This is a genomic window from Collinsella sp. AF28-5AC (genome assembly GCF_003457875.1).
Taxonomy (GTDB): Bacteria; Actinomycetota; Coriobacteriia; order Coriobacteriales; family Coriobacteriaceae; genus Collinsella.
Genome location: NZ_QRTA01000017.1, coordinates 1 through 23,971 on the forward strand (window position 1 = coordinate 1; position 23,971 = coordinate 23,971).

Here is a 23,971-nt window from a genome sequence, read left to right on the forward strand (position 1 = left end):
ATGTGCGGCGTAGGCCGCTTATTAGCCCGTCCAAGAATTGGGGCGCAGTTCACACTTCGTGCGGCGGGGGTTTCTTGCGTCCTGCGGGATGTTCTGAAAAGCAACGCCAGGGCGGGCCCTGCGGTAACTCGGCAGGGGAGTGCGATTCCTCGATCGCTCACTTTATCTAATAAGAAATTGAGTGAGGCCGGAGCTTTAGCTCCGGCCTCCTTATATAAGGGCTCGGCAAGGCCGAGCCACTAAATTTATATCAGCCCTCAGAACATGTTTGAGAACTGTGCCTGAAGTACGTATTTGCAGGCCCCGAATCGGTGTTGCCTCCCGGCGCATTCCGCAGGGGGAGCGATATTTTGCAGCACGAAGTGCGCAGCAAAATATCGCTCATGCCCGAGGACGCGCCGGGAGGCAACACCGATTCGGGGCCGGACATACGGATCTACCTGCTCATTTACAAATTCGTAAACTTTTTTGAAAAAAGTGCTTGCACAGTTCTCGAATCATAGGTTATTATCTTCCTCGTTGAACGCGCGGGTCCAACAAAACGAACCGTGAATCAACAACATAGCATGTCGGAGTGGCGGAATTGGCAGACGCGCTAGCTTGAGGTGCTAGTGACCGCTTTTTGGTCATGCGGGTTCAAGTCCCGCCTCCGACACCATCGCATTTGAGAAGCCTCTTCGGAGGCTTTTTTGTTACCGATAGACGGTGAGGTCCACGATGGAAACGCTTGAACGCAACGAGTGGGCAGACGTTGCCCAGCTAGTCGAGATCACGAGCGATGCTGTCATCATCTGCGAGCTCGACGGAACCATTCTGCATGTGAATAATCGCTTACTTGGTTTGATGTGCGAGGAACGCGCCGACGTCATCGGTGGAGATGTTAAAGACGTCCTGTACTCGTCCGCTTTTGAACGTGCGACGGAACATCGTCTGCCATTTGAAACTGATGGCTCCGAGAACGAACTGATGCTCAAGCTGAGTGACGGCTCTTTTATCCCCGTCTTGGTTCGTGCGGGCTCCGTAACGCCTCCACGCATCTTTGGGCGCCGTGCACCACGTGTCCTGGTGGCGCTTCACAGTATCGAGGAACAGTATTCTCACGACCGTCAACTCAAGCGTGCGTTATCGGAGCTTAGAGTGGCGAACAAACGTCTGTCTGGCACGCTCTCGGTCATTATGAGCACTGTGGGCTCCGATGAGTTGCCCAGCCTGCTTGATACCGTTTTGAACCAGCTTGTAGGAACGCTCGATGCTTCGGGTGCCGCTATCTATTTTTCTGAGAGCGGCGGTTTTAAGCTACGCGGTGTTTCCAAGGAGCTGTACGACAGCTATCTGCCCGAGTTTTTGCCGTATGGCGCTGGCATTCCGACGTATGTTCTTCGCGAGTCGCGTGCCTGTCGCTTGTCGATTCAACAGGACCTTGAGGGCGATAGGGCCGCCTCCGGTATGTTCATGGACTTGGACAATCGTTCTAAGCACCTGTTGCGCGTGCAGGATATGCCTCCGTACCGCAGCGAGATCTGTCTTCCCGTTTTTTACGGTACGCAGATCCTTGGCGTGCTGGAAGTTGGTTGGAAACGCCCCCAGGCACCGCTCGCCTATGACGTTAATGTACTCGAGGTCATTTGCGATTACCTGTCTATCCAGCTGGTCGGCATGGCATCGAGCCTTCGTTCTCGTCGTACGGCCGAGCTTGGCCGCTCGCTCAATGTCTTACGTGATGAGTTGTTTACCTTTCTAGACGATTCCGCCGCGGCTACCCAGGCGGTATCGTCCGAGATCTGCAATATGCTCAACTGCCATTTTTGTCCTGTTGAGTATGACGCCAGTCTGGACTCCTACGTCATAGATTTTGAAGGCGGCAGTCGCGTTGCCTTGCCGGACGATCCCGAGAAGCTTTTCTTTTCCACGACGGCGCCGGCGGCACGTCTGGGGGCTGGCCCTGATGGCTTTGAGGCATCTGTTTTGGGCGGCACGAGTGCCGAGGACCTTAAACACGTCCGTATAACTCGCGTTGACGAATCGATGCCTATGGGAGGCTGGCTTAGGGCGCATGGTCTGCCTTGTCAAGGTCTCTACGTCGACTCCGGCATCGAGGCGGGGCGCCTGCGCTCTGAGGGTGATGGCAAACACAGTAACGACGCGATTGTTCCTGCTTCTGTTGCGAAGAGCCCGACTACGCGCGCGCTGCTGCTTCGTGATGGTAGCCAAGAGCCGATTGATGACCTTGAATATGACTACTTGGTGCACTTGGCGCATGACTTTGAACTGATCTACGAAGGCGAATCTCAAAAGCGCGAGGAGCGCCATATCGCTCAGACCCTCCAGATCGGCATGAGAAATTCCCTGGGGGATGTTCCGGGTATCGCAACCGATTCGGTGTACCTGTCTGCCACGAATTCGGCGTTGGTCGGCGGCGATTTCTATACGCTCATTCGTCTTCCCGACGACTGCGCCGTCATGATTCTGGGTGATGTGTCTGGCAAAGGCATTGAGGCCGCATCGATGTCCGCGCTCGTCAAGACGGCCCTGACGGCATATGCCTGGGAGGGCGCTGGACCGGCCCGCATGGCACGCTCCCTTAACAGCATGCTCATGGGCTTTTCGAGGGTCGAGACGTTCGTGACAGCCTTTATCGCCAAGATTGACCTTAAAGCCGGACGCGCAACGTATTGTTCGGCGGGCCATCCTCCGACCATGGTCATCAGGCCAGAGTCGATGCCGCTGGGTGGCGGCGAGTCCCGTGGGGGAGAGGTCGAGCTGCTTGGATGCCAATCGGGCGTAATCGGTGCCTTTGAGAGCATGGTGTACGAGACAGGCGTGTTTACGTTCGCCCCCGGCGACATGCTCTTCATGTATACGGATGGAACGATTGAGGCCCGCGACCGCACCGGAGCGTTCTTTGGCGAGCAGCGCTTGCGCGACCTTCTGCTTTCTGTTTCGGGGGAGGGCGTGTCGGGCATTTGCGGCAAGGTCTTGGGCGAGCTTGACCGATTTACCGAATCGGCGCTGGACGATGACATTGCATTGGTGTCCCTTGAGTTTTTACGGGGTCGTTCATAGACGACGCTGGGCGGGCTGAATCCGTACGGTTGGGGAAACGAATGCATCGAGTGGGCTTTTTTGGGGAACCATGGTCGTATGAATGAGTGGAATGACATAGCGGTTTTGACGCCACCAGGCGATATCGACATCGCCACGGTGCCTGCGCTGCGTCGGCGGTTGGATGCTTTGATTGGCCGCGGCGTGCGTCGTGTCGTCATCAACTGTCAGGCTGTTAGCTTTATCGATTCGACGGGCTTGGCATTCCTGCTTACGCGCGCTCGTGAGCTCATGAGGCGAGAAGGCCTGCTTTCGCTCGTCAATGCATCAGGTGAAGTTGTTCGCTTTTTGGAGATTGCTCGTCTTGTCGATATCCTTCATGTCGCGGGGCCGGCACGGGAGTCTATTCCCGCTATTCCGGTGGGGGAGCTGCCTCGCTGGAGTAAGAGCGTCGAGGTCCGTCAGGGTATCGAGAATCTTCCATACTACCGACATCGCATCGCCGAACTCCTTGAATCGCTTCCGTTGCGCCGTGACGAGCGCTACGATGTCGCATTGGCGTCGGGGGAGGCGCTGGGTAATGCCTATGACCATGCGGGCGGCATCGGGTGCGTCCTGACGGTTCAAGCCTATGGCGATCGCGTTGTGGTTGAGGTGCTTGATCGAGGTGCCGGCTATTCTATCGATGAAACGAGCGAGCCGGTTGCATCTGAGGAACGCGGCCGTGGTATCAAGCTTATGCGTATGCTCGTCGATAACGTGGAGGTTGCTCGTCGTACGGACGGCGCCGGCACGCGCGTGCAGATGGTGAAGCTGTTTAGCGGAGCGCTGGAATCGTGTGCCTAGCCAATCGCTTTAGCGCGTTTGGCTACTAAGAACATGCGGCAGACAAGTTTTTTGAAAAAAGTACTTGCGTCTTTTGGACAACTCGCGTAAATTAATAACCCGCAAGCGGACATGGCTCAGTTGGTAGAGCACAACCTTGCCAAGGTTGGGGTCGCGGGTTCGAGCCCCGTTGTCCGCTCCATTGCATTTCCGGACCGTTTAGGCGGTCCTTTTTCGGCGAAGTGGCCAAGTGGTAAGGCAGAGGCCTGCAAAGCCTTTACCCCCGGTTCGAATCCGGGCTTCGCCTCCAGGCAACATCCGGGCGCTCCGGCGCCCGTTTTGTTTTACATATGCGGACATGGCTCAGTTGGTAGAGCACAACCTTGCCAAGGTTGGGGTCGCGGGTTCGAGCCCCGTTGTCCGCTCCAAACGCAGCAGCCCGACTACTACGGTAGCCGGGCTTTTTCGTACCCATCGCATGGGCTCGAACCCGAGAGGGAGCGAGCGTTTTGGGTCGTGGCTGTGGCGTTGTTTGCCGCGAATGTCCGCTTTGGGCGTATCATCGTGGGCATCTCGCATAACCTCGTTGCAAGGGAGGTGCGCCCCATGGCTACAGAAAAGTCTTCTTCGCGCTCATGGATGTCCGACGCCGCGATCTATCAGATCTATCCACGCTCGTTTAAGGATTCGACTGGTTCGGGTCTGGGCGATATTGCGGGCATTACCCAGCAGATGGACTATCTTGAGCGGCTGGGTATCGAGGCCATCTGGCTGAGCCCGTTTTACCCATCGCCTCTTGTCGATGGTGGCTATGATGTGGCGGACTACTGTGATGTCGACCCACGTCTCGGCTCGCTTGACGACTTCGATGACATGATCGCTGCGGCTCACGCGCGCGGCATCAAGGTCATCGTCGACATCGTGCCTAACCATTCATCCAACCAGCACCCCTGGTTCAAAGCCGCTCTTGCCGCCGACCCCGGATCGTCCGAGCGCGCCCATTATATCTTTCGCGATGGTCGCGGCGAACATGGCGAGCTGCCTCCCACCAATTGGAATGCCAACTTTGGCGGCCCCGCATGGACGCGTGTTGCGGACGGTCAGTGGTATCTGCACATGTTTACGCCCGAGCAGCCGGACTTTGACTGGTCATGCCCCGAGGTTCACACGTTCTTTTGCGACGTCCTGACATTTTGGAGCGATCGAGGCGTCGATGGCTTTCGCATTGATGTGGCGCACGGTCTTGCCAAGGATCTCGACCGCGATGACCTCGACCGGTGGCATCTCGCCGAGGGCGATGACATGGTTGACGACGGCACTCATCCGCTGTGGGACCGCAACGAGGTCCACGAGATCTATCGCGAGTGGCGCCGCGTGTTCGACCGCTATAATCCGCCGCGCAGCGCCGTTGCCGAGGCGTGGGTGCTGCCCGAGCGCCAGTATCTCTACGCGCGTCCCAACGAGCTTGGCCAGACATTCAACTTTGAGTTCGCCAAGGCCATTTGGACCTATGATGACATGCACGCTGCAATCGAGGAGGGCTTGAAGGCGGCCATCGAATCCGATTCCGCCTCGACCTGGGTACTCTCCAACCATGACGTGCCGCGCGTGGCGACACGCTATGCCCTGCCGCAAATCAAGGCGACGCGCTACCATCAGATTGCGCTCGACTGGCTCTTACGCGACGGGTCGTCTTATGACGAGGACCGTGAACTCGGCGAGCGCCGCGCGCGGGCGGCCCTTTTGCTTGAGCTGGCGCTTCCGGGCTCGGCATACGTGTATCAGGGTGAGGAACTCGGCCTTTTTGAGGTGGCTGACATTCCGTGGGCTGCACTCGAAGATCCCACTGCGACCAATACGCACGGACCGAAGCGCGAGAAGGGGCGCGACGGCTGCCGTGTGCCCCTGCCGTGGGTGGCAGCGGACGATCCCGCACAGGGCGGATCGTTTGGGTTTTCACCGGCCGACGCCGATGCGGCGCCCCATCTGCCGCAGCCTGCATGGTTTTCCGATTACGCTGCCGATAGAGAAGAAGCGGACCCGACATCGATGCTTGCGCTCTATCGTGACGCCCTCTGGCTGCGGCGCAAGCTGCGCAGGTGCGCCAACGATCTTGCGTGGCTCGATCTTGACGGGCGCACCGGCCTTGCGGATGGTGCCGAGGGCGCTGAGGGCGGCGTCATCGCCTATCGCCGCGACAACGGATGGGCGTGTGTGACGAACTTCGGTGCAGCACCCGTGGAGCTGCCGGCGGGCAGGGTCCTGCTCACCTCATCACCGCTTGCAGACGGCAGGCTCGCGCAGGACAGCTCTGCCTGGATCATGCTCGGTGAGATGTAAAGACCTCTTGCGGCGAGTTTGAGTTTGCCTGCACCCTCCGTGGCGGCTGATGTCTTCGCGAGGTTCACGAGGGCGTCGCAAAACTTTTCAAAAAAAGTTCTTGCATAGGATGCGGGCATCACGTAAGATTAATCCTCGTAAGCGGACATGGCTCAGTTGGTAGAGCACAACCTTGCCAAGGTTGGGGTCGCGGGTTCGAGCCCCGTTGTCCGCTCCATTTGGGCGTTTAGCTCAGGGGGAGAGCGCTTCCCTGACACGGAAGAGGTCAGAAGTTCAAATCTTCTAACGCCCACCAAATGTTCGCAGCTCAGAGACTATGTCTCTGGGCTGTTTTGTTTTGGTCGCCAAATGTGGCACCAGATATTGAACTCAAGATCCGCGTGCGATGATCTTCGCATCCCGTAGGGGCACTGGCTGATTGCATACGTCCTGACCGAGCGTGACCGCAACATGTTGGTCAAGCGCAATCTTTTGGATTATTTTGGCGTGAGCGGCTTGGTTTTGGTAGGATTTGTCAGCGGCTTGACTAAGGGCGTTTTATAACTGCCATGCAGGTAGCCGTGTTGGTAACGTTTTACCGACTTGTCAAATATCCCTCATTTATAATGCGTCTGCAAAATGACCAATTGCTTTGACCTGCTGAAACACTATATGTTGTGTTTGAACTAAAAAAAGAATACAGGATATAGATGCGTCTTTGTCGTATGATAGATGGCGGACAGAGAACGAAGACCTTATTCGTCCCATTTGGACACGCCTTTGAGCCGCCTGATCGGCCGCGAGGATTGTCCGCATGAGGACTTATGGTTTATCGAGAACACAGATTGCGCGACGGCGCCGCAAGACAGGGGCAAGCCCTGCCGGGTATCGTTTGGCTCTGAAGCGCAATGAGGCTACGACGCGAAAGAGGCAAGAGGATGAAGATCATCAAGCGCAGCGGCACCGAGGTTGTCTTTGACATCGATAAGATCGTCAATGCCATCCGCGCCGCAAACTTGGAGGTCGAGGAGAGCTCTCGTCTTACCGACCGCCAGGTGGTTTACGCGGCACAAAACGTCGCCGAGGCATGCGAGAACGCGGGCCACACCGTGTCGGTCGAGGAGATTCAGGATCTGGTCGAGGACGAGATCATGCGTCTCGACTGCTACGAGGTCGCTCGCCATTACATCATCTATCGCTATGTTCAGAGCCTGAAGCGCCAGAAGAACACGACCGACGACAAGATTCTGTCGCTGATCGAGTGCAACAACGAAGAGGTCAAGCAGGAGAACTCCAACAAGAATCCGACCGTCAATTCCGTTCAGCGTGACTACATGGCCGGCGAGATCTCCAAGGACCTGACTCAGCGTGTGCTGCTGCCCCAAGAGATCGTGGATGCCCATAATGAGGGCCTGATCCATTTCCACGATTCGGATTACTTTGCCCAGCACATGCACAACTGCGACCTGGTGAACCTGGAGGACATGCTCCAGAACGGCACTGTTATCTCGGGTACGCTGATTGAGAAGCCGCACAGCTTCTCGACCGCCTGCAACATCGCGACGCAGATCATCGCTCAGGTTGCTTCCTCCCAGTACGGCGGCCAGTCGATTTCGCTGACCCATCTTGCCCCGTTCGTCGAGGTGAGCCGTCAAAAGATTCGCGGCGAGGTCGCCCGCGAGCTCGAGGAGCTCGGCGTTTCCGCATCTCCCGAAAAGGTCCGCGAGGTCGTTGAGGACCGTCTGCGTGACGAGATTCGTCGCGGCGTCCAGACGATCCAGTATCAGGTCGTGACGCTTATGACCACGAACGGCCAGGCGCCGTTCGTGACGGTCTTTATGTATCTTAACGAGGCCCGTACGCCTCAGGAGAAGCACGACCTTGCCATGATCGTGGAGGAGACGCTTCGCCAGCGCTACGAGGGCGTTAAGAACGAGGCCGGCGTGTGGATTACCCCGGCATTCCCCAAGCTCATCTATGTACTCGAGGACGATAACGTTCACGAGAATTCCCCGTACTTCTACCTGACCCAGCTGGCCGCTAAGTGCACCGCCAAGCGCATGGTGCCCGACTATATCTCTGAGAAGAAGATGCGCGAGCTCAAGCTGTCGAAGGGCGAGACCGCGGGCAACGGCGACTGCTATACCTGCATGGGTTGCCGCAGCTTCCTGACGCCCGATCGCTCCGGTAACGGATTTAACAACGTGGCCAACGCGCTGAACTATGACCCGAACAAGCCCAAGTACTACGGTCGCTTTAACCAGGGCGTTGTGACCATCAACCTGCCCGATGTCGCGCTGAGCTCGCATCAGGACATGGACAAGTTCTGGAAGATCTTCGACGAGCGCCTTGAGCTATGCCACCGCGCCCTGCTGTGCCGTCATGAGCGTCTGATGGGTACGCTTTCGGATGCCGCACCGATTCTTTGGCAGTACGGTGCCCTCGCCCGCCTGAAGAAGGGCGAGACGATCGACAAGCTGCTCGTGGGCGGTTACTCCACCATTAGTCTGGGTTATGCCGGCCTGTACGAGTGCGTCAAGTACATGACGGGCCACAGCCACACCGAGAAGGAGGGCACGCCCTTTGCCATGGCCGTCATGCAGCGCATGAACGACAAGTGCGCGGAGTGGAAGGCCGAAAGCGATATTGACTTCTCGCTGTACGGTACCCCGCTTGAGTCGACGACCTACAAGTTCGCCAAGTGCCTGCAGCGCCGTTTTGGTATTATCCCGGGCGTGACGGACAAGGGCTACATTACCAACAGCTATCACGTCCATGTGTCTGAGGAGATCGACGCATTCGACAAGCTCAAGTTCGAGGGTATGTTCCAGCAACTTTCGCCGGGCGGTGCCATCTCCTATGTCGAGGTTCCCAACATGCAGGACAACCTCAAGGCTGTCATCCGCGTGATGCAGTACATCTACGACAACATCATGTACGCCGAGCTCAACACCAAGAGCGATTATTGCCAGGTGTGCGGTTACGACGGCGAGATCAAGATTGTCGAGGATGACGGCAAGCTGGTGTGGGAGTGCCCCAATTGCGGCAACCGTGACCAGGAGAAGATGAATGTCGCCCGTCGCACGTGCGGTTACATCGGTACCCAGTTCTGGAACCAGGGTCGAACCGAGGAGATCCGCGACCGCGTGCTGCATCTCTAATACCGCTCCGGGGCTGAACCGAGAGGGCCGCTTGGGCATTTGCTCGCTATTTCGGACAGTCCTGCGCAAGACGAAGGCCACATTAAGTGGCCTTCTTTGCGTGCGGAACTCATATCGAGCAAATGCCCAAGCGGCCCTCTCGGTTCAGCCAAGTTGACGTAGCTGAGATGCAGCGCGCGGCCTGCTCGCTCCTCGAAGTTCTTAGCGGAAATAATTCGAGCTGCAGCTGCGATTTACTTGCGATAGCGGTTGAGCTGCAACAAAGTTTTTATTGGACCTCGAACCCTATACTCGATGTTCGCTTCGTTCATTGAGTTACCCTTTGCATGAGGCCGGGACATATCGTCCCGCCCGCAGTTTCGCAGGCCGCAGGCCGAGAATGTTTGAGGACGGGATGATATGTCCCGGCCTCCCGGGAGAGTTACCTATGAACTACGCGAACATTAAGTATTTCGACATTGCTGATGGGGAAGGCGTTCGTACTTCTCTGTTTGTGAGTGGGTGCCGTCGTGGGTGCAAGAACTGCTTTAACTCTGTCGCGTGGGACTTTGCTGCGGGCGAGCCGTTCGATCGTGCCGTCGAGGACAAGATTATCGAGAGTCTCGACCATCCCTTTATCGATGGCCTGACGATTCTGGGCGGCGAGCCTATGGAGCCCGAGAATCAGGCGGGACTTGTTGACTTTATCGAACGCGTGCGTGCGGCCTATCCCGAGGGGTCGGGCAAGACCATTTGGTGCTTTACCGGCGACGTGCTCGAGGAGCTTATGCCGGGTGGCCGTCATCATACCGAGGTGACGGACCGTATCCTGGCCTGCCTCGACACGTTGGTGGACGGCCCGTTCGTTCAGGATCTGTACGATATCTCGTTGCGCTTTAGGGGCTCGAGCAATCAACGCGTGATTGACATGAACGCCACGCGTGCCCGTGCCGAGCGTGAGAACGTTGCGCTTTGCGACGCCGTGGAGCTTTGGCGGGACGATCCGGTCTATTCGACCCATACTATGTAGCTTGTGGCCGATGCCGGAGGGCGTGGTACCATAGCGCGAACGCAAAATCGGAAAAGTGAGGCCCAGATGGTCGATCAGGAAAAAGTCGAGGCCGCCATTAAGCTGTTGCTTGAGGGCATAGGCGAGGACCCAACTCGTGAGGGCCTGCTGGAGACCCCGGCGCGCGTTGCCCGTATGTATGGTGAGATCGCTGGCGGTATGGACCAGAGTGCCGAGGAGCACCTGTCCAAAACCTTTGCCGTCGCTTCGAACGACTTGGTTATTGAGCGCGACATCACGTTTTACTCGCTGTGCGAGCATCATCTGCTGCCGTTTTACGGCAAGGCTGCCATTGGCTATATCCCCAACGGCCGTGTCGCAGGGCTTTCTAAGCTTGCCCGCACGGTAGAGGTCTACGCCCGTCGTCTGCAGCTGCAGGAGCAGTTGTGCGCACAAGTTGCCGATGCCCTCATGGAGTATCTCGCTCCCCAGGGAGCGATTGTGCTCATGGAAGCTGAGCATATGTGCATGACCATGCGCGGCGTGCAAAAGCCTGGCACCAAGACCGTGACGCTCGCTCGTCGCGGCGTCTTTGAGGCCGATCCGGCGCTCGAGGAGCGATTCTTTAGGATGCTGGGACGCTAACTATGAGAGTCGTCAACGACTTTGCATCGAAGACCGATGAGGGAACGCCTCGTCGCGGCTTTATGGCTTCGGGCCTGACTCCCTTTGGTGCCATGCCTCGCATTGATTACATCTGTGCCAACGGACTGTTCCGGCGGCATCTGGGCAACATTGCACAGTTGGAATCGGGGCGCATCTTCTGCCGCCACGGTATTGACCACCTGCTGGATGTCGCTCGCATTATGTGGATCAAGAATCTCGAGGAACAGCTCGAATTTGACCGCGAGGTCATCTACGCCACGGCACTTCTTCACGATATCGGCAAAGATGAACAGTATGAATCGGGTATATCCCATGATGTTGCAAGCGAACGCGTCGCTGATGCGATTCTCGGCGGTATGCCCGATGACGTAGCGTTTGAGCCGGCCGATGCCGCAGCCATTAAGACGGCCATTCTGGGCCATCGAAAGCTGCGCGTGAACAGCCAGCCGCTCGAGCGTCTGCTCTATGCAGCCGACAAAGCGTCGCGCGCCTGCTTTGCATGCCCCGCGCGCAATGCTTGCAACTGGAGCGATGATAAAAAGAACCTGTCGATTCGCGTGTAGTTAGTTTACGCGGTCGGGGTTCTAAACGAAGGAGACGATCGCGATGAGTAACAAGAAACTGCCCGAGAATGCAACCAAGACTGAAGGTGCCGAGCTCGCCCGCCGTGGAAGGGGCGAAATATCCACCGCAACGGCGGTGCCCCACGTGAGCTATGACGACCTGCGCCATGCCGACCGCATTACTATCGACGGTCTCGAGGTCTTTGCCAACCACGGTGTGTATCCCGAAGAGAACGCCCTTGGCCAGAAGTTCATCGTGTCCCTGGTGCTCTATGCCGACCTGCGTGCAGCGGGGGAGCACGATAACCTGGACGCTTCGATTGACTACGGCTCGGTGTGCCACGATGTCGATGGTTATCTGCGCGAGCATACGTTTAAACTCATCGAGGCGGCAGCCGAGGGTGTGGCCCAGATGCTGCTGCGTCGTTACCCCTTGCTGCTTGGTGTGCGCATAAAGCTCGATAAGCCGTGGGCGCCCGTCGGTCTTCCCCTGGCAAGCTGCGGCGTCGAGATCGAGCGCGTGCGCTAGTCGACGCTAGAGCTTATTGAGGGGTGGCTGCTTGAGCCGCTGCGACAGAGCTTTATTGTTGGGGCAGTACGTGTCGAGCAGGGCGTGAAACCGCTGATTGTGGCTTGGCTCGAGCAGATGGACGAGCTCGTGGGCGACAACCATGTCGAGACACTCGATGGGATAGGCGGCAAGTTCGCGTGCGATGCGAATGGCGCCGGTTTTGGGTGTGCATGAGCCCCAGCGCGTTTTCATGCTGCGCACGGAGACGCGGGCCACGGTGACGCCCATTGCGATTTCGTACGCATGCGCGATGTCGCGTAGCGCTGCGGTGACCTCGGATGCATAGAGTTGGTCGATGCGGGTCTGGAGTTCTTTGGGCGTTAGGCCGTCGAGGGCTGTGCGCTGCTTTGCCTGCGCGCGCCCACTTGGTTCGTCGGCACCTATAAAACTTGCGAAGGTGGCCTGCTTGGGCCGCGGTGCGGGTGACTTAAAGTTGTGATCGAGCGCATCTTGTACCGTGATGGGCTTGCCCCAAAGTGCAATGATGGACGAGGGACTGAGTGACTCTCGCGCCGTCGCCTGACTTTGCTCACGCTGGGCAAGTCGGCTGATAGTCCAGGCGCTGTTGCGCTTCACAAACGCTTCGATACGCTCGCGGCTGGCGCCGAGCGGCGCGCTGGCGTGGACCTCACCGCTCGATGTGACGCGTAGGTTGAAGTTCTTGACGCACTTTTTGGTAACGACGACGGGGATGGGCGTCCCATCCGGTCGGGGTACGGAAATCGTAAACTGCTGCGTCAAAAGCGGTCCTTCAGATTGGGGACGGGCCGGCATGTCGACCGTTCGGCATGCCGGCCCGCTCAAGGGATGTGAAATTAATAACGCTCAAAGAAGGCAAGCGCGTTGTCGCTGCAGAGCTTCTGCATCACGGTCTTGCCAAAGTGCTTGGAGAGCATGTTCTGGAACTCGGGCATCTTGCTGGCATCGGAGAGGAAGGCGGGCACCGTGGCACCGTCCCAGTCGCCGCCGAGTGCGATGACGTCCTCGCCGCCCAGGTCGAGCCAGTGCTCGATATGTGCCGCCAGCTGGTCGAAGGTGACGTCTGCGGCGGTCTTGTCGGTTGCGTCGTTGGATAGGAACTCGCTGCAGTAGTTGAGGCCGACGATACCGCCCATGTCGCGAATAGTGCGGAACTGGTCGTCGGTGAGATTGCGCTTGACGCCACAAACCGCACGGGAGTTGGAGTGGCTGGCGACGAAGGGACGCGTGGCACGGGCGGCGACCTCGTCAAAGCACTCATCGTTGAGGTGGGAGACGTCGAGTACCATGCCGGCGTGCTCCATCTGCGTAAGTGCCTCGATGCCGGCGGCGGTGAGGCCGGCGTGGGTATCGTGTCCACTCGCGAGCGGTCCCTGCGCATTCCAGCTGAGCGATGACATGAGTACGCCCAAGCTCTTGAGCACCTCGATCAGCGCGGGGTCCTCGGCAAAGAACGTGGCGTTTTCGATGGTGTGGATGCAAGCGACCTTGCCGTCCTTGAGCGCGGGGCGAATGTCTGTGGCGCTGCGCACGTTGACCATGCGGTCGTGGTTGAGCATTGCCTGGCCGCTCATATGCGCCATGATTTGCGCCTGGAAGCGCGCGGCGTGGGCGGTGGGAATCTCGTCGGGGACAAACGTGGCGAAGCACTGTGCCCATGGCGTGTTGCCGATCTTTGCGAGCGAGATGGCGCAGGCGTTGCCCTCGATGAGGTCGAAATCTTGCGGATGCGTTTCGTCGCCGGGGAAATAACCGTCGGTGCCGGCGGTAAAGCGCAGGTCGAGATCGAGCGTGGCCCAGCCGATGCGGTCGGCGGTGTCGCAATGTAGGTCAAATACGGGATATGCCATGGTTCCTCCGGATGCAGCGTTTCTTTGCAAACTGTCCTTGAATTGTATGACTAGGGTATAGTTAGCGCCATATGTTCACGGCGGCCCGCGTTGTGCGCCGCCCTTATCACGGAGGTTACCATGTCCAACCAGGGCAAGAAGGTCAAGACCCATTATCGCGGCACGCTCGACGACGGCACGCAGTTCGATAGCTCCTACGATCGCGGCGAGCCGCTGGAGTTCACCTGCGGCGCCGGTCAGATGATCAAGGGCTTCGACGCCGCTGTTGTCGACATGCAGGTGGGCGAGAAGAAGACCGTGCACATTCCTGCTGCCGATGCCTACGGCGAGCACAATCCCGAGATGGTTATTACCTTCCCGGCCGAGCAGGTTCCCAACATCGAGCAGATCGAGAAGGGCATGAAGCTCTTCCTGTCCACGCCGAGCGGTATGCCCGTTCCCGCCGTGGTCATCGACGTAACGCCCGAGGCCGTGACGCTCGATGCCAACCACGAGCTTGCCGGCAAGGACCTCAACTTTGATATCGAGCTCGTCGAGGTCGAGGGTTAGAGCATGCCTGAGCGCTTGGTTTCGACGACATGCTTGGGAAATCTCAACGATCCGTCCTATGAACTTCTGCTTCGCCGGAAGCTGGGCGGCGTCTTTGAAGTTGACGAGCTACTGCTCGATTGGGACCAGGCTGATGTATGCACGTTTGTGGGCGTGACGGAGCTGGGGCGCACGGTCGATGTTCGGCTGGATACTGCCGACGGCGGTCGTTTTGTCGACGGCGACGTGCTCGCCATTGACCGTTCGGGCGTGGTGCCCGTGGCGGTTGTCGTGCGCCTGCGCAGCGCCGAGGTTTATTTGGTCGAAGTTGACCGCATGGACCCGATTGCGCTCGCGCATGCGTGCTGGGAGATCGGCAATATGCATGCGCCGCTTTTTCGAGGCGATTCGGACGAGCATACCGTGCGCATGTATACGCCGGTGCAGCCTGTTTTGGGCCGCATGCTCCGGGGCGTCGAGGGCGTTCGGCTCTCGACGGTTACCCGTGAACTCGATTCGGACCGGCGCTTTGCGTCGAGTGCGGCGGATGCCGTTGTGAGTATGGCTCCAGACTTTACGATCGTAAAGAAGGCGCGCGGTTAACGTGCGTATAAGTAAGACGGACTTTGAGAGGCAACTATTCAAAGTCCGTCTTTCTGTTGATGAGATGCTGTGGGGGAAAGCATATGGGTCTTGAAGGAATCAAGCTGATTGCATGCGATTTGGACGGCACGTTGCTGCATCCGGGGGAGCGCGAGCCGCGTTCCGAGGCCTTTGAACTCATCGATGAACTGCATCGTCGCGGTATCGTGTTTATGCCGGCGAGCGGCCGTCAATATGCGAGCTTGCGCTACCTGTTTGCCCCGGTGGCCGATGAGCTCGCCTATGTATGCGAAAACGGAGCCCTGGTGATGAGCGGGGGGCGTGCCGCTGTCAAGCGTTCCATGGAGCGTAGCCTTGCTATGGATATCGCGAATGCCGTGGTTGCGTATCCCCATGCCGACGTGACCCTTTCATGTGAGGGACACCTCTACACCATGAGCGGCAACGATGCGTTCGTCGACCATTTGCGCTATGAGGTCCACTGCGATGTGGCGGTGGTCGACCGCCCCGAGGATATCGAAGAGGACGTCATTAAGATTGCCTTCCAGACGCCCGAGGTGAATCAGCCGGCGGCCCTGGAGTATTTCGAGCGCCTCTTTAGCGACCGTGTTGCCGTGATGACGTCGGGAACCGAATGGACGGACTTTATCGGTTTTGGTTCGGGCAAGGGCTCCGCGCTTGCCGATTACGGTCGCGCCCTGGGTATTTCGCCCGATGAGATGATGGCGTTTGGCGATAACGAAAACGACCGCGACATGCTCAACGTCGTGGGCCATCCCTATCTGATGGAGAGCTGCAACCCCTCTATGCGTGGCATTAACGACCGCGTCCGCTACGTGCGCACGGTCGAAGAGGAATTGCATCGCCTGCTCGCTGAGTAGATATTTGGGACATGCCTAGAAATCTATTTTTTGCTGCAAAGCGCGGAAAGGTGGATTTTAAGGCATGTCCCGAACATCTACCGGCAGTCGGGGCAGAGACCCTCGAAGATGGTGTAGTGCGACGTGACGTGCCAGCCGATTTGCTCGGACGCCTTGGCGTCGAGCTGGGCATCGAAGGGGAGCGGTACGTCGATGACGCGGCTGCACGAGGTGCAGATGATATGCGCATGCGGCTCGATCGTGCGATCGAAGCGGCTGCCGCCCGGCGTCTTGATGGAGAGGATTTCGCCTGCGTCGGCCAAGAGATTGAGATTGCGGTAGACCGTACCGCGGCTGATTTTGTCATCCTGCGCGCGCACGACGTTGTAGATTTCGTCGGCGGTGGGATGGTTATAGCTTTGGCGCACGGCGTCAAGAACTAGCTTTCGCTGCCTGGTATTCCTTCTTTGCACCGCCATGCGCCTCGCCTCTTTTCTATTAACGGTCGTAGGTAAATGATACCGTATTTAGCACACAATACTAATAATGAGGACTGAAACCGTCTTCATTGGCAAGTGGGGCTCGGGCCTGGGCGTCTACGAGGCGAAAACGCGTTCCCATGCGCTCGTAGGAGGCATGAAGCGCCTCGAGATGAGATAGGACGTTTGCCGGAGCTCCCTGTATCTCCATCTCGACTGAGCCGTCTTCCATGTTACGCACCCAGCCGGTGAGTGCGCGTGCCTGTGCGAGGTTGGTGTTGGTAAAGCGAAAACCAACGCCTTGGACTTGCCCCGCCCAGCGCAGGAAATAGCGCAGGGGAGTGTCTTGAGTGGCCTCGTCGCTTGCGAGTACGGTAAGCCTGCGGCGCAGCTCGAGCTCGACGTTTGATGGTTTTTGAGGCTCTCGACTGCCGCCGGTGACGCTGGAGAAGAACGTATCGAAGAGGCCCATCGCTATGCCTGCTTGCCTGCGTCGGCCGGGAAGGTTATGCCGGCCTGCTGGCGCACGGCATCCATGATGCGCAGTGAGACGAGCGTGACATCGCGGTAGTGGCCAAGCTCGTGACGTCCTGCCGGGGTCTCCCAAATCTCTTCCTTAACGTTATCGATGCCGTCGATGGCGGTGATAAAGTCTGTGAGTTCGTATTCCATAGTGTTGCTCGATTTGGGCAGGTCGAGCACGCGGCCGTTGTCGCCCTGTTCGCGCGGTGCCTCGGTCGCCGAGCCGCGTACGACATCGCCGCGATAGTCGATGCGGACGTTGCGGGGCGTGGACAGATGGTCGATCTGGATAGTGCCACGCTCGCCTTCGATCTGCGAGGGCAGCAGGTCATTCGTAATTTTGGAGTGCGCGAGCTCGACGGAGATGCGGCCTCCGCCGTAGCTGGCGAGGATGGAACCGCAGCCGTCGATGGGGCCGTGCGTGAGCTGTCGCGTGGTGGGGTCGAGCAGAGTAGTCATGCTCGTAAGGCCGGAGGGCATGCCGAAAATCTCGACCATGGGCTCGACGGCGTAGACGCCAATGTCCATGAGGGAACCCGATGCCATATTGCAGTCGAAGATATTGGTGGCGCGTCCCGCGAGAATCTCGTTGTAGCGCGAGGAATACTTGCCAAAGCGCAATGAGGCGCGGCGGATGGGGGCGATCTCGCCCAGGGCGTCCTCGATGGCGTGGAAGGCGGGATCGTGGAGGGGACGCATGGCCTCGAGAGCCACGACACCTGCTGCCTCGGCAGCGCGGAAGACTTCCAGCGCCTGCGCTTCGGTGGCGCAGAAGGGTTTCTCGACGATGACGTGCTTGCCACCGGCGATGCAGGCAAGGGCCTGCTCGTAGTGAAGTGCGTTAGGGCTGCCGATATAGACGGCGTCGACGTCGACGGCGGACGCAAGCTCGTCAAGTGCGGTGAAGTTACGTTCGCCGCCGTGTTCGGCGGTAAAGGCAGTACCGCGATTGGCGTCGCGCGAAAGCGTGCCCACAAACGCGGCTTGGTCGTTGGCGTTGACGACTTGGATAAAGTCGTCGGTGATCATGGATGTGCCGATGGTCGCGATGCGCAGCATACGTCCCCCTTGCGTTGTTTGGTCTACAGGATGAGTGTAGCGCGTGGGGATATAAAGCTGCGCGAAAACGCTATTACAGGTCGCTCTCGTTAAAGCCGGTGTCGATATCGAGGTTGCTGCCGTCGGCCGCCGTGGTGGCAAGCTCGTCGCAGCGCTCGTTGAGCTCATGGCCGGCGTGGCCCTTAACCCAGATGAACTCCACTTTGTGCTTGCTCTTTGCGGTGAGCAGGCGCTCCCACAAGTCGCGGTTCTTGACAGGCTGCTTGTTGGCGGTCTTCCAGCCGCGTTTTTTCCAGCCGTCGATCCAGTGTTTATTGAAAGCGTTGACGACGTACTGCGAATCGGAATGGACCTCGACCTCGCAGGGGCGGTTGAGCGCCTCGAGCGCCACGATGACCGCCATGAGCTCCATGCGGTTGTTGGTGGTCTTGGCGTAGCCGCGCGAAAGCTCGGAGGTGAAGGTCTTGCCGGCGGGGTTGGTGTATTTGAGCACGGCGCCGTAGCCGCCGCGTCCCGGATTTGATCGGGCCGAGCCGTCGGTATAGATGATGACCTTCACATGGTTCCTTTCGTTGGGTACGTTTCGTGTGAGTGACCATTGTAGCGCCATGTCCGCCGGGGGCTAGCAATCTACGATTTCTACCCCGTCTTCCGACAGTTAGTTGGCATGGATGATGCGGTTGAGCTCGTCGAGGTATTGCTGCAAGAGGGGAGAGGGCTTGCGCTCGTCGTGCATGATATAGCCTACGTGCATCGTTGGGGCGTCTGCTAACGGGATCGATGCCATACCCCATTGCATTTCATTGGAGAGGACACCGGTCGACAGGGTGTAACCGTTCGACGTGATAAGTAAGTTAGTAAGTGTTCCGCGGTCCGAGATTCGTATGTTGCGGTCGCAAGGGATATAGCTAAAAGGTTCCTCGGCGTAATAGAAGGAGTTTGAGGTTCCCTGCTCAAAGCTGTAGCGCGTATAGGGTGTGAGGTCGGCAAGGGACAGCTGCGGGCGGCGGGCAAGCGGGTGGCGCTCGCTAACGAAGACGTGGACCGTCGCGTCGAATAGGGGATGGAAGCTCGCACGCGCATCGGCAAAAGCCTTCTGCAGAACGCGGGCATTAAAGTCGTCCAGATACAGGATGCCGATGTCGCTGCGAAACGCGCGGACGTCATCGATGATCTGCGACGTGGTGGTCTCGCGCATGATGAACTCGAACTTGCTGTCGCGGCAGCGCTCGACCACGTTGACAAAGGCCTCGACCGAAAAGGCGTAGTGCTGGGCGGAAATGGCGAGGCGGGCTTGCGGGGTGCCGCCGTCCTCGTAGCGGGCCTCGAGCATATCGGCCTGCTCTACGACCTGGCGCGCATAGCCCAAAAGCTCGGTGCCGTCGTTGGTGAGCGTGACGCCGCGGCTGGAGCGCGTGAAGATCTCCAGGTGGAGTTCCTGCTCCAGGCTTTTGACGGCGTTTGAGATGTTGGACTGAGCGGTATAGAGGCGCTGAGCTGCGGCGTTGATTGAGCCGGACTCTGCCACGGCGATCAGAAAACGAAGCTGCTGGAGGGTCATCGGCGCCGTCCTTTCGAGCGTTATCTACAAAACCGATAACAGGTTAGCGCTTTTAAGTGATTGACCGAGCGAAACAATGCTCGTACTATTCAAAACACACAAAGGCGGTAGGTAATTAAACCGACCACGGAACCGGGATGCGAAAGGAGGCCCGCATATGAAATGCTTACCAAGACGAATGCCGGGCTCCTGTTTGCGCCCGTTGGCGTGATCAGGAGACAGCGACTTACTTCTCTCTAATTTGTTTACTTTTGTTCGATCAAGGAGATCATCATGAGCCAGTTCATCAACAACCCCGAGCACACCTTTGGTTTCGATACCCTGCAGCTTCACGTTGGCCAGGAGAGCGCCGATCCCGCATCCGACTCCCGCGCCGTGCCTATCTACCAGACCACGAGCTATGTGTTCCGCAACTCCCAGCACGCCGCCGACCGCTTTGGTCTTGCCGATGCTGGTAACATCTACGGCCGTCTGACCAACTCCACCCAGGGCGTCTTCGAGGACCGTATCGCCGCACTCGAGGGTGGCGTGGCAGGTCTCGCCGTCGCCTCCGGTGCTGCTGCCATCACCTATACCCTGCAGGCTCTTGCTCAGGCCGGTGACCATGTGGTTGCCCAGAAGACCATCTACGGTGGCTCCTACAACCTGCTGGAGCATACGCTCTCCCAGTTTGGCGTCGAGACCACGTTTGTCGACGCTCATAACCTGGACGAGGTCGAGGGCGCCATCAAGGACAACACCACGGTCATCTACCTCGAGACGCTCGGCAACCCCAATTCTGACATCCCCAATATCGACGCCATCTCCGAGATCGCCAAGAAGCACGGTTTACCGGTTGTCGTCGACAACACCTTCGGCACCCCGTATCTGTTCCGTCCGCTGGAGCATGGTGCCAACATCGTCGTCCACTCCGCAACCAAGTTCATCGGCGGCCACGGCACCTCGCTGGGCGGTGTGATCGTCGACGGCGGTAACTTCGATTGGAAGGCGAGCGGCAAGTATGAGCAGATCGCCGAGCCCAACCCCTCCTACCATGGCGTCTCGTTTGCCGAGGCTGCCGGTCCCGCCGCCTTCGCAACCTATGTCCGCGCCATCCTGCTGCGTGACGAGGGCGCCTGCATCAGCCCGTTCAACGCTTGGATCCTGCTCCAGGGCACCGAGACTCTGTCGCTGCGCGTTGACCGTCATGTCGAGAACACCAAGAAGGTCGTTGAGTTCCTGGCTGGTGATAGCCATGTCGCCAAGGTGAACCACCCGAGCCTGTCTGAGCACCCCGATCACGAGCTCTATCAGAAGTACTTCCCCAACGGCGGTGCCTCGATCTTTACCTTTGAGATTAAGGGTGGCCAGGAGGCAGCTTGGAAGTTCATCGACCATCTGCAGGTCTTCTCGCTGCTCGCCAACGTGGCCGACGTCAAGTCGCTCGTCGTGCACCCGGCTACCACTACGCACTCCCAGCTCTCTGCCGAGGAGCTCGCCGAGCAGAACATCACGCCCTCCACGATCCGTCTTTCCATCGGTACCGAGAACGCCGAGGATATCATTTGGGATCTGAAGCAGGCCTTCGCCGCGCTGGACGAGTAAGGCGACTTGTGCAAGGACCCCTTGCGACTCGATAGGTATAACTGCATAAAATGCCTGCTCAAGGCGCCTGTGCGAACAATGGTTGCACAGGCGCCTTTTTTGCATAGAGCGGGTGCAAAAACAGGGTTTTTGGCATGCTTTATGCAATCGAGATGTGGAAAACTCCTGTTAAGAGGATGTGAGTTTTACGCAATTGACGTGCGCCTTTTGAGTAAAACCGCAGGTCGCGATTTGCTCGGGGTACTATGCAGCGCGATCGAATCACACGCAGCTCAAACGCAGCAAAAACGCACTACGGAGGTTTCTAGCTACATGAGGATCGATTCACGAAAACCGAAAGCCGCCGCCCTTTCCGCCGCTCTGACCGTGGCACTTTTGGCGGGCGCCGGTGCAACCGATGCCCACGCGGCAACACTATCCGATACGGTTGGACCTACGCCGTCCGAGGCGACGCTGGTGCAGCCCGTTGACTATCGCGGCGATGGTTATGGTTCCATGCAGGAGTGGAACGCCTCGATGGAGGCCAAGCGCGATTCCCTTGAGATGCGCGCTCAGATCATTATGAATATGTATGGCGACTATGCTACCGATGACGAGCGTGCTGTGCTGCAGGGTTGCATCGACGGTGCGGGTAGCCTGTTGACGATGGGGGAGGTCGACGCCAAGTCGACCGAGCTCGATGAGCTGCGCGCTGCGCTTGAGGATGCCAAGCGCGAAGCGCTCGAGGCTGCCGCCGAGGCGGAGGCTGCCGAGGCCGCCCAGGCTTCGTACTACAACGCCGGTTACACTCCGTCTTACGCGTCTGCCGCGTCCTACGCGAACGGATCGGGCCTGACGCGCTCTGCGGGTGTCAATAACTACAACGGGCGCCGCGAGACCTATTACAGCAGCAACGTGCTTTATCACTATCGCACGGGCGAATGGACTCAGGATTCTGAGGGCTTCTGGCGCGATTCCGACGGCTATTACGTTGTTGCCGCGGGCGATATGGCCCAGGGCTCGACCTTTACGGGCTCCAAGGGTGATTGCAAGGTCTATGACTCCGGCTGCGCTGCCGGAACCACCGATTACTACACCGGTTGGTAATTTTTCTGCATCACGGATATTTGGCGGACGGGCGTCTTTACCGAGCTTTAGGGCAACGTAAGGACGTCCGTTCTATGTATGCGTTTGAGTTAACAGAGCCCTTACCGTGGCGGTACGCTGGGCGTATGGATGCGGGGCACACTGGTTCTTGAGAAATAAGGTCTTTCTCTTGGAGGAAGTGGTCTTGTGAATGCTCGAGATATTGCCGTTGCCGCCGTCGCGTTGATGCTTGGCTGCCTTGGTCCCACGGCCGCGCTCGTCGCGGACATGCAGGGGACATGCGGGGCTGCTCCTATCGTGGTCGGCGCGCTGATCGCGGCCACGCTGCTGGGAAGCGCAGGCGTGGTTCTTTGCCGCGACGATGAGGACGAGGTGCCGGGGTCGCAACGCTAACTGTTGTGAGATCGGCCGCCGGTCATAGACGAAGATGAAGGCCGCCGCAGGGGAAAGGTTCCCTTGCGGCGGTTTTGCTGTTAAGGCTGTTGAATGCGGCGCGTCGGCGCTACCAGCTTTTCTCGATATCGCGGATGCGCCGATAGAGCCACTCGTTTTGCGGTGCCTGGATATCGTGTTTGGCTGCGAGGCGGCAGATGGTGCCCGCGAACTCATCAACCTCGGTTTTGCGCCTTGCGATGCGGTCTTGAGCCATCGAGGGCATACCGGCGGGGTCGATTCCCTCGATGAGGTGCACCATTTGCGTCAGGTCTGCCTCGGTCAGTTCAACGCCCTCGGCGTTGGCGACCGCAAGCGTTTCGCGCATGGCGGAAACAAAGCAGCGACGCTGCTCGGAGCCCGGCTCCGTGGCGCTTCCGTAGGTCCCGCCGTAGGCCATGCAGGTCTGGTTGATGCCGTCGTTGAGCATGAGTTTGGCCCACATGCGGTGGGCGATGTCGTCCTCGACGGTATGGGCGATGCCGCAGCGCGTATAGAGCTCGTCGATTGCGGTGATGGTTGCGGGGTTCGTGCCGGCCGCCGCGCCAAAGCGGATTTCGCCCGCATTGGTAAAGGTGAGCGCGCCGTTGAGAAACACGGCGTCCATGCCCTGGCAGATACCAAGAACGGTATGCTCCCAGCCAAAGCGTTCGGCAATCTTTTGCTCGCTCGTAATGCCGTTGCACAGCGAGGCGATGAGCGTGTTGGGTCCCACGACGCGCTCCATAGTCTTGAGTGCTTGGTCGAGACCGGTGGTCTTGACTGTCAGGATGACCAGATCGGCGGGCGTCGCCTCGCTGGCACGGACGGACGTGAGATCGCAGGGCTTGCCGTTGACGGTGAGCGCGTCGTTCGCGTGACGCTCAAAACGGGTGTCATCCATAACGTATTCGACGGCGTCATTGCCGAGGGCCTTGGCAATCATGCTGCCGTAGAGCAGGCCGACGCCGCCCTTGCCGATAAAGGCGACCTTGTTGATCTGCATGTGAATCATCTCCCCATGTAAAAGGCGCCCGCGTAAGGGGCGCCTGATGGATTGTATGCTGCCAGGGTGATTGGTGGGTGCGCGGGGCGGCTGTTATGAAAAAGAAACTATTGCGCTGTGCGCTTATGCCGCGGGGCAGACCGCAAAGACGCGGGCGGGGTATCCGACGCCATCGCGGACCTTGGGGAAGGTGCAGAAGATGACGGCGCCTGTGGCGGGAAGCTCGTCCAGATGGTCCATGACTTCGATCTGATGGCGGTCGACCGAGAGGATGTATTGCTCGCCGGGGTAGGGGTAGGCGTCCTCGC

The 23,971-nt window shown here is 58.6% G+C and carries 22 protein-coding genes and 6 tRNA genes; 20 read left to right on the forward strand and 8 right to left on the reverse strand.

Annotated features, from left to right (window positions below; all coding sequences use genetic code 11):
- The first annotated feature begins 568 nt into the window (after positions 1-568).
- The 14 genes from DWZ01_RS09160 to folB all read left to right on the forward strand — a co-directional run bounded on the left by DWZ01_RS09160 (position 569) and on the right by folB (position 12,093).
- Positions 569-658: transfer RNA gene (locus DWZ01_RS09160), tRNA-Leu, on the forward strand.
- Positions 659-717: 59 nt separating this feature from the next.
- The gene (locus DWZ01_RS09165; RefSeq protein ID WP_117848751.1) at positions 718-3,063 is read left to right on the forward strand and encodes a GAF domain-containing SpoIIE family protein phosphatase; all 2,346 of its coding nucleotides are present in this window, start codon (positions 718-720) and stop codon (positions 3,061-3,063) included.
- A gap of 78 nt (positions 3,064-3,141) precedes the next feature.
- Positions 3,142-3,888, forward strand: a complete 747-nt coding sequence (locus DWZ01_RS09170) for an anti-sigma factor antagonist (RefSeq protein WP_055286928.1) — start codon at positions 3,142-3,144, stop codon at positions 3,886-3,888.
- A gap of 105 nt (positions 3,889-3,993) precedes the next feature.
- A tRNA-Gly gene (locus DWZ01_RS09175) sits at positions 3,994-4,069 on the forward strand.
- Positions 4,070-4,103: 34 nt separating this feature from the next.
- Positions 4,104-4,177, forward strand: a tRNA-Cys gene (locus DWZ01_RS09180).
- Positions 4,178-4,219: 42 nt separating this feature from the next.
- Positions 4,220-4,295, forward strand: a tRNA-Gly gene (locus DWZ01_RS09185).
- Positions 4,296-4,473: 178 nt separating this feature from the next.
- Complete coding sequence (locus tag DWZ01_RS09190; protein WP_147332648.1) at positions 4,474-6,207, forward strand: glycoside hydrolase family 13 protein; 1,734 nt, start codon at positions 4,474-4,476, stop codon at positions 6,205-6,207.
- 141 nt (positions 6,208-6,348) lie between these two features.
- Positions 6,349-6,424, forward strand: a tRNA-Gly gene (locus DWZ01_RS09195).
- A 3-nt stretch (positions 6,425-6,427) separates the two neighbouring features.
- A tRNA-Val gene (locus DWZ01_RS09200) sits at positions 6,428-6,502 on the forward strand.
- Between the two features lie 622 nt (positions 6,503-7,124).
- Positions 7,125-9,347 (forward strand): anaerobic ribonucleoside-triphosphate reductase, encoded by a 2,223-nt coding sequence (nrdD, locus tag DWZ01_RS09205; RefSeq protein WP_022094397.1) that lies wholly within the window; start codon positions 7,125-7,127, stop codon positions 9,345-9,347.
- Between the two features lie 427 nt (positions 9,348-9,774).
- Entirely contained in the window at positions 9,775-10,356 is a 582-nt protein-coding gene (gene nrdG / locus DWZ01_RS09210; protein WP_117848754.1) for an anaerobic ribonucleoside-triphosphate reductase activating protein, read from the forward strand.
- Positions 10,357-10,422: 66 nt separating this feature from the next.
- Positions 10,423-10,980 carry a GTP cyclohydrolase I FolE gene (gene folE, locus DWZ01_RS09215; protein WP_117848756.1) on the forward strand — a complete coding sequence of 186 codons (558 nt, stop codon included), beginning with the start codon at positions 10,423-10,425 and terminating at the stop codon, positions 10,978-10,980.
- A 2-nt stretch (positions 10,981-10,982) separates the two neighbouring features.
- Positions 10,983-11,564, forward strand: a complete 582-nt coding sequence (locus DWZ01_RS09220; RefSeq protein ID WP_199412428.1) for an HD domain-containing protein — start codon at positions 10,983-10,985, stop codon at positions 11,562-11,564.
- 43 nt (positions 11,565-11,607) lie between these two features.
- Positions 11,608-12,093, forward strand: coding sequence for a dihydroneopterin aldolase (gene folB, locus DWZ01_RS09225; protein WP_117820733.1), 486 nt, complete (start codon positions 11,608-11,610; stop codon positions 12,091-12,093).
- A 6-nt stretch (positions 12,094-12,099) separates the two neighbouring features.
- Here folB and DWZ01_RS09230 read toward each other — a convergent pair whose 3' ends face one another.
- Both DWZ01_RS09230 and DWZ01_RS09235 read right to left on the reverse strand, forming a co-directional pair.
- Complete coding sequence (locus DWZ01_RS09230) at positions 12,100-12,876, reverse strand: M48 family metallopeptidase (RefSeq protein ID WP_158557023.1); 777 nt, start codon at positions 12,874-12,876, stop codon at positions 12,100-12,102.
- A 74-nt stretch (positions 12,877-12,950) separates the two neighbouring features.
- Entirely contained in the window at positions 12,951-13,964 is a 1,014-nt protein-coding gene (locus DWZ01_RS09235) for a dipeptidase (protein ID WP_117848760.1), read from the reverse strand.
- A gap of 120 nt (positions 13,965-14,084) precedes the next feature.
- Here DWZ01_RS09235 and DWZ01_RS09240 point away from each other — a divergent pair, with 120 nt between their 5' ends.
- From DWZ01_RS09240 to DWZ01_RS09250, 3 genes are all read left to right on the forward strand, one after another.
- The gene (locus tag DWZ01_RS09240; RefSeq protein ID WP_055286916.1) at positions 14,085-14,513 is read left to right on the forward strand and encodes a peptidylprolyl isomerase; all 429 of its coding nucleotides are present in this window, start codon (positions 14,085-14,087) and stop codon (positions 14,511-14,513) included.
- Between the two features lie 3 nt (positions 14,514-14,516).
- Positions 14,517-15,095, forward strand: coding sequence for an urease accessory protein UreE (locus DWZ01_RS09245; RefSeq protein WP_117848762.1), 579 nt, complete (start codon positions 14,517-14,519; stop codon positions 15,093-15,095).
- A gap of 83 nt (positions 15,096-15,178) precedes the next feature.
- The gene (locus tag DWZ01_RS09250; protein ID WP_158557024.1) at positions 15,179-15,976 is read left to right on the forward strand and encodes an HAD-IIB family hydrolase; all 798 of its coding nucleotides are present in this window, start codon (positions 15,179-15,181) and stop codon (positions 15,974-15,976) included.
- 77 nt (positions 15,977-16,053) lie between these two features.
- Here DWZ01_RS09250 and DWZ01_RS09255 read toward each other — a convergent pair whose 3' ends face one another.
- The 5 genes from DWZ01_RS09255 to DWZ01_RS09275 all read right to left on the reverse strand — a co-directional run bounded on the left by DWZ01_RS09255 (position 16,054) and on the right by DWZ01_RS09275 (position 19,576).
- A complete protein-coding gene (locus DWZ01_RS09255; RefSeq protein WP_172677978.1) occupies positions 16,054-16,434 on the reverse strand; it encodes a Fur family transcriptional regulator in 381 nt (126 codons plus the stop codon).
- 61 nt (positions 16,435-16,495) lie between these two features.
- On the reverse strand, positions 16,496-16,906 hold the full coding sequence (locus tag DWZ01_RS09260; RefSeq protein ID WP_117848766.1) for an acylphosphatase: 411 nt from the start codon (positions 16,904-16,906) through the stop codon (positions 16,496-16,498).
- 2 nt (positions 16,907-16,908) lie between these two features.
- A complete protein-coding gene (locus tag DWZ01_RS09265; RefSeq protein WP_117848768.1) occupies positions 16,909-18,015 on the reverse strand; it encodes a Gfo/Idh/MocA family protein in 1,107 nt (368 codons plus the stop codon).
- Positions 18,016-18,088: 73 nt separating this feature from the next.
- Positions 18,089-18,625: a ribonuclease HI gene (rnhA, locus tag DWZ01_RS09270; RefSeq protein ID WP_117848769.1), complete on the reverse strand. Its 537-nt coding sequence runs from the start codon at positions 18,623-18,625 to the stop codon at positions 18,089-18,091.
- 48 nt (positions 18,626-18,673) lie between these two features.
- Positions 18,674-19,576 carry a LysR family transcriptional regulator gene (locus tag DWZ01_RS09275; protein ID WP_117766079.1) on the reverse strand — a complete coding sequence of 301 codons (903 nt, stop codon included), beginning with the start codon at positions 19,574-19,576 and terminating at the stop codon, positions 18,674-18,676.
- Positions 19,577-19,849: 273 nt separating this feature from the next.
- Here DWZ01_RS09275 and DWZ01_RS09280 point away from each other — a divergent pair, with 273 nt between their 5' ends.
- The 3 genes from DWZ01_RS09280 to DWZ01_RS09290 all read left to right on the forward strand — a co-directional run bounded on the left by DWZ01_RS09280 (position 19,850) and on the right by DWZ01_RS09290 (position 22,639).
- Positions 19,850-21,160 (forward strand): O-acetylhomoserine aminocarboxypropyltransferase/cysteine synthase family protein, encoded by a 1,311-nt coding sequence (locus DWZ01_RS09280; RefSeq protein WP_117848770.1) that lies wholly within the window; start codon positions 19,850-19,852, stop codon positions 21,158-21,160.
- A 312-nt stretch (positions 21,161-21,472) separates the two neighbouring features.
- Positions 21,473-22,246, forward strand: a complete 774-nt coding sequence (locus tag DWZ01_RS09285) for a hypothetical protein (protein ID WP_117848772.1) — start codon at positions 21,473-21,475, stop codon at positions 22,244-22,246.
- 186 nt (positions 22,247-22,432) lie between these two features.
- Positions 22,433-22,639, forward strand: a complete 207-nt coding sequence (locus DWZ01_RS09290) for a hypothetical protein (protein ID WP_117848774.1) — start codon at positions 22,433-22,435, stop codon at positions 22,637-22,639.
- Between the two features lie 109 nt (positions 22,640-22,748).
- Here the strand turns inward: DWZ01_RS09290 and DWZ01_RS09295 are convergent, their stop codons facing one another.
- A complete protein-coding gene (locus DWZ01_RS09295; RefSeq protein ID WP_226790585.1) occupies positions 22,749-23,663 on the reverse strand; it encodes a ketopantoate reductase family protein in 915 nt (304 codons plus the stop codon).
- Positions 23,664-23,971: the final 308 nt, after the last annotated feature.